Annotated in this window: 6 protein-coding genes; 4 read left to right on the top strand and 2 right to left on the bottom strand. The window is 46.4% G+C overall.

Going from position 1 to position 12,357, the window contains the following annotated elements; genetic code table 11:
• Positions 1–9: 9 nt before the first annotated feature.
• Complete coding sequence (locus AB6D93_RS18820) at positions 10–303, bottom strand: YebG family protein (protein WP_008223840.1); 294 nt, start codon at positions 301–303, stop codon at positions 10–12.
• Between the two features lie 88 nt (positions 304–391).
• The gene (locus tag AB6D93_RS18815; protein ID WP_017059889.1) at positions 392–1,288 is read right to left on the bottom strand and encodes a LysR family transcriptional regulator; all 897 of its coding nucleotides are present in this window, start codon (positions 1,286–1,288) and stop codon (positions 392–394) included.
• A 208-nt stretch (positions 1,289–1,496) separates the two neighbouring features.
• Here AB6D93_RS18815 and AB6D93_RS18810 point away from each other — a divergent pair, with 208 nt between their 5' ends.
• The 4 genes from AB6D93_RS18810 to recD all read left to right on the top strand — a co-directional run bounded on the left by AB6D93_RS18810 (position 1,497) and on the right by recD (position 12,345).
• Complete coding sequence (locus AB6D93_RS18810; RefSeq protein ID WP_102333763.1) at positions 1,497–2,447, top strand: TDT family transporter; 951 nt, start codon at positions 1,497–1,499, stop codon at positions 2,445–2,447.
• A gap of 127 nt (positions 2,448–2,574) precedes the next feature.
• The gene (gene recC, locus AB6D93_RS18805) at positions 2,575–6,051 is read left to right on the top strand and encodes an exodeoxyribonuclease V subunit gamma (protein WP_102333764.1); all 3,477 of its coding nucleotides are present in this window, start codon (positions 2,575–2,577) and stop codon (positions 6,049–6,051) included.
• A 409-nt stretch (positions 6,052–6,460) separates the two neighbouring features.
• The gene (gene recB, locus AB6D93_RS18800) at positions 6,461–10,135 is read left to right on the top strand and encodes an exodeoxyribonuclease V subunit beta (RefSeq protein ID WP_102333765.1); all 3,675 of its coding nucleotides are present in this window, start codon (positions 6,461–6,463) and stop codon (positions 10,133–10,135) included.
• Entirely contained in the window at positions 10,135–12,345 is a 2,211-nt protein-coding gene (gene recD / locus AB6D93_RS18795; RefSeq protein WP_102333766.1) for an exodeoxyribonuclease V subunit alpha, read from the top strand. The genes recB and recD overlap by 1 nt, the downstream gene beginning before the upstream one ends.
• Positions 12,346–12,357 lie beyond the last annotated feature (12 nt).

Here is a 12,357-nt window from a genome sequence, read left to right as displayed (position 1 = left end):
ATCAGCTAGTTAAGCTGCATCTTCTTCTGCGTCTTCAACAGCTTCAAGCTTCTTAGCTTTTTTCGGAGCTGGCTTACGCTTAGCACCTAATGCGTAAAGAACTTCTTCTTTGTTCTTCGCTAGGTACATTGCAAGTTCTTCTTGCTTGCCTTCATCTTCAACTAAATCGCTTTTGCCTAACAGTTCAAAAAGCTCATCAGCCATATCCAGCATTTTGTCGTATGCGTCAGCTTCGGCTTTAGAGGTAAAAGTCATTTTCTCTTCTCCGTTGCGTTCCACCACGTACTTGACGATAACAGCCATGGTTAATCCTCTAAGTTTGATAAATTTTACTGGCTTTTTATACAGTTTCTGATGTTAAAAGTCCAGTTGGAGCCCGTACTATGCGGCCTCAATCTTGATGTGCCGCCCAGTCTTCACAATAACTCATGAAAGATTTCAGCAGTGGGCTTTGATATTTGTCTTTATGGACCAGCATCCAGAATCGGCGTTTCATATCAAGTGGCACATTAAGCGCTTTTACTCGGCCTGAATCGATCGCTCGCTGAGCAGCTAAACGAGACAAACAGGCAAAGCCAAGACCGGCAGAAACAGAGTTGATGATTGCTTCTGTGGTGTTGAGTTCAAAAGATTCATACCAATGTTCGATGCGCGGTGCGACGGCACGAAGGAAAAACTCGCGAGTCCCTGAGCCTGATTCACGTAAAATCCAATGGCTGTCTTCTAAATCGCTTAAAATCACTTTTTCTTTGGCAACGAGAGGATGTTGATTACTAACAATAATGCACATTTCATCGCTGCTAAACTGACTCGAAATGAGTTCAGGGTGTAATGTTTTTCCTTCAATTAGCGCGATATCAAGTTCATAATCCACCAACTTTTGGCAGATCAGTGCACTGTTTGAAATGAACAAGCTTTGATCCTGATGTTGAGTTCGTTCGCGAAAGCCTGACAAAATAAACGGTGCGACCTGATTACCAATCGTGTCACTCGCGCCGACCTTTAGATTGCCACTTAAAGGCTGATCATCACGGAACAAAACATCAATACCAGCAGCACGATGTAATATTTCATCCGCCAATGGAAGTAACTTATGTCCCTCTTGGTTGAGAATTAATCGGTTGTTGACCCGGTCAAATAGAGAGTGGCCGAGTTGTTTCTCCATTTCGCCTAGTGCCATGCTGACCGCAGCTTTAGACAGAAACAGAGCCTCAGAGGCAGCAGTCAATGTCGAGTGCTGAGTAATAGTGACGAACACTTTGAGCTGTTTTATTGAAATATTAGCCATCAGATTCCTAGTTTTACTCTGCTGGTGAAAATGGATTCTGTTCAGTATTGATGAACACTTGTTATATATAATTGGATATTGTTTAACGAAGCGCAAGCGTATTATGGCTTCAACAAGCTGATGAGTTCACAAGTTTAGTGAATTAGGTTTAAGAGAGGCTGACATGATTCAACGTATTAAATATAGATTAACAGGAGCTCCAACACCCATGGCAGGGTTAGCACTCGCAATTGCAAGCTTAGGCTGGTGTTGGGATGGTGTTCTAGTCGCACAAGGTATCTTACACACACCGGGTTTGGTGCAGTGGATCAGTGCTGGCATTGCGGCGGTATTACTTCTTGTTTTAGCTGTGAAATTTTTGATTCATGGTCATCTATTGCGTGAAGATCTTGCTCACCCTGTTGTCGGCAGTGTGGTACCAACATTTGCAATGGGGTGCATTGTGGTGTCAGCGTCTTTGGCGCCAATCTCTCAATTCTTACAAGAAGCTATGTGGTTGGCTTCTGTGGCTTTGCATGTTGTGTTTCTAACGAGCTTTTTGTACCACAGAGCTAAAAACTTTGAGATTCACCACATGGTGCCAAGCTGGTTTGTGCCACCGATCGGTATTATCGTCGCTGACGTCTCTTTCTCAGGTAATCCAGTTTTAGAGCCAGTAGCTAACGCGACTTTGGTATTCGGCTTATTGGTTTACGCAGTAATGCTACCAATCATGGTTTACCGTTTGATCTTCTCTCACGAAGTGCCAGATGCTGCAAAACCAACGATTGCGATTATGGCAGCACCGGCAAGCCTATCTTTGGCGGGTTACTTAACCGTTACTGCTAACCCTTCACCTGTGATCATTGATTTACTATTTGGTATTGCAGTGTTGATGACGTTCATTATCTATATGGCGTTTTTCAAACTACTTCGTCTTCCATTTAGCCCTGGTTATGCAGCGTTTACCTTCCCAATCGTGATTGGTGCAACAGCGTTATTTAAATTGGCTGCGTGGATGCAAGCACAAGGTATTGAAGCGCATTACATTAACCAAGTGTTTAACCTAGCTTATTTAGAGCTGATTGTTGCGACGTTGGTGGTAGGTTATGTGGCGGTTCGTTACTACATGAACTACAAACCTCACCGTGTTTTAAGTGCGGTAGCGGGCAGATTGTAAAGGGCAATAGTTCAAAAGATAAACGGAGCTTAAGTTTTCAGTATTTCATAAGCTTATATTCCTAATCCAAACTCGGCACTTATGCTAATCTGGCTTTATATTGTGGCAAGATTAGCGTGAGTGCACTTTGTTTACTGTTTACCATTCCAATAAAGTCGATACTTTAAAAATCCTTCTCGTTCATTTAATCAAAAGTGATCCTTTAGCCAACCCTTTCGAAAAAGAGCAGATCTTGGTTCAGAGCCCAGGTATGTCTCAATGGCTTAAGATGGAACTCGCCAAAGAGTTTGGTGTAGCAGCAAATATAGACTTTCCTCTTCCAGCAACCTTCATTTGGGATATGTTTACCCAAGTGCTTCCTGATGTACCTAAACGCAGTGCTTTTAACAAGGAAGCGATGACGTGGAAGCTGATGAGTTTGCTACCCGCTAAGCTTGACCACCCTGATTTCTTACCCTTACAACGCTATCTTGAAAACGACGAAGATGATTCGAAGCTGTATCAATTGGCTGAGAAGATTGCCGATATCTTCGATGGATACTTGGTATATCGTCCTGAGTGGATGGCGATGTGGGAAGCGGGCGAGCCCGTTACAGAATTGATTGATGGTGAAGGGCAGCAAGAACACCCTTGGCAGCCAATTTTGTGGAAGGCACTCTACGAGCAAACCCTGTCTCAAGGCCAATCGAAATATCACCGTGGTAACCTGTACCACGACTTCATTGAAGCGCTAGCCAACCAACAAGGTCAGCTACAACGCTTGCCGAAACGTCTGTTTGTGTTTGGTATATCGTCGCTGCCTCCTCGTTACATGGATGCCTTGAAAGCGCTGGGTGAGCAGATTGATGTTCACCTGATGTTTACCAACCCTTGCCAACATTACTGGGGCGATATTCGTGACCGTAAATACTTGGCTAGAGTGGAAGCGCAACGTCGTAAGCAGTTTGCTCTGATTGATGGCTTGCCTCAGCTAGAAGGCGAAGTCTCACCATTGAAAGACGGTATTGAAGCCAACGTTGAAGACGAACTGCATACTAGCCAAGCGGTAGGCAATAGCTTACTCGCATCTATGGGTAAGTTAGGTAGAGATAACCTGTTCTTGCTATCTCAATCAGACAGCGAAGAGCATGAGTTCTTTATTGATGTAGAGAGAGATAACCTGCTGCATCAACTGCAAGCCGACATTCTCCAGTTAGAAGAACACCAAGATGATCACATCTTAGACTCCAGCAACCACAAACAAGTGGTTGAGCTGGGTGATCGCTCATTGACGGTACATGCTTGTCACAGCCCAATGCGTGAGGTTGAAGTTCTTCATGATCAGCTGTTAGCAATGTTTGACGCTGACCCGACATTAAAGCCACGCGACATTATCGTGATGGTGGCAGACATCAATGCTTACAGCCCTGCGATTCAGGCGGTATTTGGTAATGCTCCGGGTGAGCGTTATATCCCTTACTCGATCTCGGATCGAACGGCAGACCAAGAGAGCCCGATTCTGACCGCGTTCATGCAGTTGGTCGCGCTACCGAATACGCGTTGTTTAGCGTCTGAGTTGTTAGAGCTACTAGAAATCCCAGCGATGATGGCACGCTTTGGCATTGATGAATTTCAATTCGAGCAAGCTAAGCAGTGGGTTGAAGAAGCAGGCATCCGTTGGGGTGTCGATTCGTCTACCGCAACTGAGTTTGATTTGCCTGCCACCGAGCAAAATACCTGGCTATTTGGTATCCAGCGAATGTTATTGGGTTATGCGATGTCGGATTCTGCGGGTCTGTTTGAAACCGAACACTCTCCAATTGCAGCTTATAACGAAGTTCAGGGCATTAACGCTGAACTTGCAGGTAAGTTAGCGCACTTTATTGACCGTATTGCCCATTACCGTCAACGCCTTACTGAGACGCAATCCATCGATATGTGGCGTGAAACCTTGCTGCAAATGATTGATGATTTCTTTGCCGTTGAGCTAGAAGGCGAGGTGGTGCTTAAGTCGATTCGTGATGCACTTTCTCAACTGAATGAACAGCTTGATGATGCCTTGTACGAACAAGAGCTATCGCCAAGCATCATTTATCAGTACTTAAACAATAAACTGTCGGGCGCGCGTATCAGTCAGCGTTTCTTAGCGGGGCAAGTGAATTTCTGTACTCTGATGCCGATGCGTTCTATCCCGTTCAAAACCGTTTGTCTATTAGGCATGAATGACGGTGTTTACCCACGCTCAATGCCGCCGGAAGGTTTTGATTTGATGAACGGACGCACTCGTCCGGGAGATCGTTCTCGTCGAGATGATGACCGCTACCTATTCTTAGAGGCGATGTTGTCGGCGCAAGAGTGCTTGTACATCAGCTATGTCGGCCGCTCGATTCAAGATAATACTGAGCGAGTGCCGTCGGTATTGGTTTCAGAGTTGATTGAGTACTGCCAGCAAAACTACTGCCTAAGTGAAGACCAATCATTACCAAGTGATGATTCAGGCATCAAACTGACTCAAGCGATCAGCTTTGAACACACAATGACGCCGTTCAGCCCTGCAGCCTTTACGCAAGGTGATGCAGGTCATGTATTGAGTTACGCCAAAGAATGGCTTCCTGCGGCTAACCGTTCCGGTGAATGCAGTGGCGAATTCAATCGTGCGTTGGATGACTATTTGCTTGGTGCGACTTATCCGTTAGAACTCGATCTGGTTGAACTGCAGCGTTTCTGGCGCTTGCCGGTACAATACTTCTTTAATCGTCGCCTAAAAGTAGTGTTTGAGCCACCGCTTCCGGTAATGGAAGACGATGAGCCGTTCGTGCTTAATGGCTTAGAAAGCTTCCAGCTTAAGGATGCTCTGCTGCAAGTGTTGCTAGACCATCCAGAAGGGGCTGATGAAGCGGTTCGATTGTTTGTCTCTGAGCAAAAAGCACAGGGCCGATTACCGGTCGGCGCTTTTGGTGATATCGAATTTGAAACCAATCGCGTTCAAGCGGAAGACTTAGCCAAAGAGATTCGATTTGTAAGTGGGCAGCCACAGCAAGATCTTGAGGTAAATATTGAATTTGACGTGCTAGGCGAGGGTAAACCCGTTCGTTTGATGGGTTGGCTTACTCAAAACTATCAATCGGGGCTAGTACGTTTTCGTAGTGGCAAAATTCGTTCGCAAGATTACTTGGCCGCGTGGATCGATCACTTGTGTTGCGCAGTGATGGGGCACGGCAAAACGACTCATATTATTGGTTATGACAGAAAAGAAGGTGTGGTTCACCAAACGCTACAACCTATCGGTGATGCGCAGCAGGCGAAGAGTTTATTGGCTGAGTTAGTACGACTGTTTTATCAAGGTATGACTGCACCATTGCCATACTTCCCGAAAACGGCATTAGCTGGTGTTGAAGCGGGCTTTAGCCGTGGTAAGTGGGTCGATGATGAAGAAAAGTCACTCAAGAAAATGGCCGATACCTTTAATGACAGCTTCGCCTTCACGGGCGAGGGTAGAGATACCTACATCTCACGAATCTGGTCTAAATGGGACGATGAATTGGCTACTGAGTCGCGTATGTATTCAACGCTTGTGCTACAGGCGGCAAGGTTGGCTGCTGCCGATCTGGAAGATCAGGAGTAGGTGGCTGTGATCGACAAGATCAATAGCGAGTGCGCTGAATTAATGAAAGACAAAAGAGAGTCGCTGGTAAGCGTTTGGTACGCTTGCTTTCAAGATGAAGGGAATCAAGGTGAATAGAAGCAAGGTACAGGAAATAAAGTGGCCGCCAGTAAATCATTATTAGTGTAGGGCGTTCGCTGTACGGCCACAGGTCAGAGGGACCATTATTCTGTGGTTCAAAGTAACGCCGTAAAGTACAAAACTCGTACGCGCTCCTGAACTCGTGGGCGCATAGTAGCGAGGCGATCCGAATTGATCCGTGAGAGAGATCGCACTAACTATTAACAAATTAGCGTAGGACGTAAATTGAATGACGTTTTCTACGCTAGGTCACATTTGTAACAACACATTTATCAGAAGGCAGTAAGGCATGACGACCACAAGCAGTGTTCAGGTAATCGCTCCACAGACACTCGATACCATGATGTTTCCACTTCATGGCGCGCGTTTAATTGAAGCATCAGCGGGTACGGGTAAAACATTTACTATTGCTGGCTTGTATTTGCGCTTACTGCTCGGGCACGGCACTGCTGCGCCGCTAGGCGATCTGACTGAAGCTACTCGACATCATGAGCCGCTAACCGTAGACCAAATTCTAGTGGTGACCTTTACCGAAGCGGCTACCGCTGAGCTGCGAGATCGTATCCGTGCTCGAATCCATGATGCACGGATTGCGTTTGCACGTGGGCAAAGTGACGACCCAGTGATTGCTCCTTTGTTACAAGCCATCGATGATCATGCTGGCGCGGCTAAAACTCTGCTTAACGCTGAAAGACAAATGGATGAGGCTGCGGTATACACCATTCACGGTTTCTGTCAGCGAATGTTGACTCAAAATGCTTTTGAGTCTGGAAGCCGCTTTGATAATGAATTTGTGACCGATGAAAGTCACCTAAAAGCGCAAGTGGTTGCTGACTACTGGCGTAAGCAGTTTTACCCGCTGCCGACTCAACTGGCTGGTGAGGTTCGTAATATTTGGGGTTCACCGGCTGCGTTATTAGCAGACGTAAATCGTTATCTGACAGGATCTCCGCTGAAATTGACGGTAGATGCGATGTCGGGCGACTTGCAAACTCTGCACAACCAAAACCTAGATAAAGTGAAGCAACTTAAAGCGCTGTGGTGTGAATCCGAAGCGGACTTTTTGGCTTTGATCTCTGCTTCGGATGTGAACAAGCGTAGCTACACTAAGAAATCTCTGCCGACATGGTTAGAAGCTGTGACAGCATGGGCGCAGAGCGACACTCATGATTACCAGTTTCCAGATAAACTAGAGAAGTTCTCACAAGCAACGTTAATTGAAAAAACACCAAAAGGCACCGCGCCTCAGCATGCAGTTTTCGGAGCGATTGAGGATTTCTTAAATCACCCAGCTGATTTGAAAGCTCCGTTATTGGCGCATGCGATTACTCATTGTCGAACTATGCTAGCCAAGGCAAAACAGCAGAAGCAGTGGTTATCATTTGATGATCTACTGACTCAGTTATCTGCGTCGATCGATGTCGATGAGCAGTCATTGCTGGTGGAAAGAATCCGTACCTTATACCCGGTGGCGATGATCGATGAATTCCAAGATACCGATCCGCTGCAATACAGTATTTTTAGCCGAATCTACCTCGATAATCCGCAGTGTGGTCTGTTTATGATCGGTGACCCGAAGCAGGCTATCTACGGTTTCCGTGGCGCAGATATCTTTACCTATATCAAGGCGAGAAACCAAGTTAGTGCTCACTACACCTTAGGCACTAACTGGCGTTCGAGTGCTGATATGGTCAGCGCAGTAAACCAAGTGTTTATGAATTCGGATAGCCCGTTTATCTACGATCAAGACATTCCATTTTTGCCCGTTGCTGCCAGTCCATCTGCTGACAAGCGCCAATGGGTGATGAATGGCCAGACCCAACATGCACTGACCTTTTGGCTGCAAGAGGCTGAAGACAAGCCATTGCCGAAAGGTGAATATCACAAGGCAATGGCAGAGGCGACGGCGAGTCAAATTCAAACCATTCTGACCGCTTCTCAAAACCAGCAAGCCTATTTTGATAACGGCAAAAAACAACATGCCGTGAATGCGGGTGATATTGCTGTCTTGGTTCGAACCGGCAGTGAAGGTCGCCTGATTAAGAACGCGTTGTCGGAACAAGGCATTGCGAGCGTGTATTTATCCAACCGAGACAGTGTGTTCACCAGCTTGGTCGCACAAGATATTCAACGTTTGTTGCAGGCGGTGCTGACACCTGAAAATGACCGAGCATTACGCGCCAGTTTAGCGTCGGAGTTGTTTGCTCTGGATGCCGCATCATTGGATGAACTCAACAACGATGAAGTGGTGTGGGAAAACGTCGTTAACGAGTTTAGAGAATATCGTAAGTTGTGGCTTCAGCGCGGCGTGTTGCCAATGCTTCGCAGCGTGATCAGTAAACGACATCTCGCGGAACGCTTACTGGAAGAAGAAAATGGTGAGCGCTCACTCACTGATTTAATGCACATTGGCGAATTGTTGCAACAAGCAAGACAAGAACTCGATAGTGATTACGGTTTGTTGCGTTGGTTAGCAGAAGCGATTTCCGATGCTCAAAATGGTTTAGGTGGCAGTGACGACTACATTCAACGCCTTGAATCAGAAAGAAACTTGGTTCAAATCGTTACCATTCATAAATCGAAAGGCTTGGAATATGACCTTGTATTCCTCCCATTTGTCGCGAGTTACCGAGAAGCGAGCGAAGGCAAGTTCTACGACCATGACTCAGATACCACGGTACTTGATATTACGGGTAGCGATAGTGCCTTAGCGCAAGCCGACAAAGAGCGATTGGCGGAAGACTTACGTTTGATTTACGTGGCGCTGACTCGTGCTGTTTATGGATGTTTTATTGGCATGGCACCGCTACGTAAAGGGCGTTCAACCAAAGAGCCGACCGGCGTGCACTTGAGTGCCATGGGCTATTTGGTTCAAAACGGACAAGAGCAAGGCATCGCCGAGTTGCATCAAGCTCTATCGGCTATTGAGGGTAAGAATTCCAGTGTGCTGTTAGCCGAAACACCTACCGCTCACGAACAAATTTTTGTGCAAACAGAGCAAGTGAGTGACGACTTACAGGCCAGTGAACTTAAGGCTTCAATTGACCGAGCTTGGCGTATCACCAGTTACTCGGGGCTTGTCAAACAGGGCAGTCACGGTGCGAGTCATGACGCGACCATTGAGGTGTCTGGTTTTGATATTGACTCGGCTGATGAGCAGGATGAGTCTGAGTTGATTGAGCCTGAACGCTCTATCTTTACGTTCCCTCGTGGTGCTCGCCCAGGTACTTTCTTACACACCTTGTTTGAGGAGGTTGAATTTACCGAGCCAGCAACCAGTGAACATAACACGCAAGTAATCACTCACTTATTAGAATCAGAGCAATATGAATTAGAGTGGCTACCTGTGCTTCAGCAACTGGTCGATACAGTGCTGAACACCGCATTAGACGGCAAGAACTTAAAGCTAAGCGAGAAAGACTCGACGCAACGTTTAGTTGAGATGGAATTCTTACTGCCGATCGAAGTATTGGCTGCATCTGAACTGAATCAAACCATTCAATATCACGATCCATTGTCAGCCAAAGCGGGCGATCTAGGTTTCCAAACCGTGCAAGGTATGTTGAAAGGCTTCATCGATTTGGTGTTTGAGCACCAAGGTAAATACTATGTACTCGACTGGAAATCGAATCACTTAGGAGATGATGTTGCTGTCTACCATGGCGAGGCATTGAAATCGGCTATGGCCGACCATCGCTATGATTTGCAATATCAAATCTATGCATTGGCGTTGCACCGTTTCTTACGCAGCCGCGTTGCCAATTACAGCTACGAACAACATTTTGGTGGCGTGTACTACTTGTTCTTACGAGGAATGGACGGCCAATCTCAGCAAGGTATTTTCTCGGCGAAACCAACACTGGCTTTACTTGATGAAATGGATCAATTGATTGACGGTAAAGTGATAGACAGACGTTCGGCACAATTGAATGACGATGAAACTGGACAGATGGGGCTTTTATAATGACAACAACGACCACTAATACCGGCATAGATACTGCGAACACAGCAAAGCCAGTTTCACTTATTCCTGAGCAACTGATGGATGTACTCCAGTTTCTTGCGGATAAGGGTTCTATTCGTCAGTTGGATTATCAATTTGCCCGTTTTCTTGCTCATCAAGCCACGAGCTACCCTCAAGAGATCGGCTTTCTCGCGGGGGTAGTGAGCCATGAATTAGGCAAAGGACACATTTGTACTCAGCTTATACAGCAGCATACGACAGGCCCTGAACTAGCGGCAGATCTTGCTCAGTTACTTGGGTTATACGGTGAAACTGCACTGCAATTGAACCAAAAACTGTTGGGTATTGATTGGGTGGCTGTGCTTCAATCATCAAACTTAGTGGGAACGACCAACGATTGTGTTAAGCCTCTAATGTTCGATGGGCAGCGTGTCTATTTACAGCGTTATTGGAACTACGAAGTTGTGTTAGCTGAGACCTTAAACCGTTTAAGTAAGCCGGTAGAGTTCAATACTGAGCAGAAAAAAGCGCTGACTGAAACGCTCAATCTGCTTTTTGCACGTAGCTATCATTTTCTGTTTAACGCCTTAGCCAAGGCTGAAGCAAGCCAACAAACGTCTCAGGTATTACGCCAACAATTGGTGTGTGACCATCTTGATATTGTGAATGAGCAGGCTTTAGATTGGGGATCAATCGACCAAGCGATTGTTCAAGCCAAGCAAGTGACAGATTTAGATGCGCTGGATAGCCTCGTGCCGTTATCTGTCTGTTTGAACTGGCAAAAGGTCGCGGCAGCGGTAGCGTTGAGTCGTCGTTTTGCGGTGATTTCTGGTGGGCCGGGTACTGGTAAAACAACCACGGTAACCAAATTACTGTCGGCGATGGTCGAGCAATCTCTCAGCCAAGGTAAAACACCAACGATTAAGCTAGTGGCACCAACGGGTAAAGCGGCGGCGCGTTTAACCGAGTCGATCGGTAAAGCAATTGAACAGCTGCCATTAGCGCCTGAAGTGAAAGCCAACATACCGACCGAATCGAGCACCTTACACAGATTACTCGGCGCGATTCCTAACCGTGCTGAGTTTAGGCATAACCGACGCAATCCACTCCACCTTGATATCTTGGTAGTGGATGAAGCTTCAATGGTTGATCTGTCGATGATGTATAAGCTGGTGGATGCACTTCCTGAGCACGCAAGGCTCATCTTATTGGGTGATAAAGACCAACTCGCTTCAGTAGAGGCAGGTGCTGTGCTCGGTGATATCTGTTCATTCAACTCTGCAGGGTACAGCACAGCGCAAGGCAATTTGATTGCAGAGATGACAGGTTTTGATGCGATAGCTAAACCAAGACAAGACAAAGCTGGAGCGGTGAATCCGCCTGCGATTGCGGATAGCTTGTGTATGCTGCAGAAGAGTTATCGTTTCGATGCGCGCTCCGGTATCGGTCAGCTGGCAAAAGCAATCAATAATGGTTCTGCGAATCAAGTAGACCAAGTGTTTGCCAAAGGTTTTGGTGATATCGAAAACCACCCTCTGTCTAGTGACAGCTATAACCTGATGCTGCGTACTTTGGTTAACGAGTATGGTGCGTACCTCAATAGAATGAATGTGCCGTTGGAAGAGTTAGAAACTCAAGAAGCGAGAGCGAAATCGGTACTCGATTTGTTCAGCCAATGCCGACTGTTGTGTTCCATTCGTGAAGGGGATTTTGGTGTTAAAGGCCTCAACCACAGAATTGAAAGAGCACTGGCCGCAAGGCGTTTGGTGAGCCCTCATAATGATGAGCTGTGGTATCACGGACGTCCTGTTATGGTGACGCGAAATGATCATGGCTTGGGTTTGTACAATGGTGATATTGGTATCTGTATGCTTGAGGCGGGTTCTAGTCAACCTGACTTAACCCCTCGTTTGAAGGTCTATTTTGAGTTGCCCGATGGCAGCGTAAAAGCTGTGCTACCAAGCCGAGTGCCCGATCATGAAACGGCTTATGCAATGACAATACACAAATCTCAGGGTAGTGAATTTGATCTGACCTTAATGATCTTGCCGCCAGATTTCAGCCCTATTTTAACGCGGGAGCTTATCTATACAGGTATTACACGTGCGAAGAAACGACTGATGATGTTCAGCGATACAAATGTGTTGAAGCGTGGGATTAAGGTGAAAACAGAGCGAGTGAGTGGTTTAGGCAGTCGCTTAACGAATTAGTCGTTATGGACG

Source organism: Vibrio sp. 10N.247.310.23, assembly GCF_041467155.1.
GTDB classification, from domain to species: Bacteria; Pseudomonadota; Gammaproteobacteria; order Enterobacterales; family Vibrionaceae; genus Vibrio; species Vibrio crassostreae_C.
This window is presented reverse-complemented; position numbering and strand designations above follow the sequence as displayed.

Coding starts and splice junctions, on each gene's coding strand:
- AB6D93_RS18820 (WP_008223840.1), bottom strand. CDS start 303: ATGGCTGTTATCGTCAAGTACGTGGTGGAACGCAACGGAGAAGAGAAA.
- AB6D93_RS18815 (WP_017059889.1), bottom strand. CDS start 1,288: ATGGCTAATATTTCAATAAAACAGCTCAAAGTGTTCGTCACTATTACT.
- AB6D93_RS18810 (WP_102333763.1), top strand. CDS start 1,497: ATGGCAGGGTTAGCACTCGCAATTGCAAGCTTAGGCTGGTGTTGGGAT.
- recB (WP_102333765.1), top strand. CDS start 6,461: ATGACGACCACAAGCAGTGTTCAGGTAATCGCTCCACAGACACTCGAT.
- recD (WP_102333766.1), top strand. CDS start 10,135: ATGACAACAACGACCACTAATACCGGCATAGATACTGCGAACACAGCA.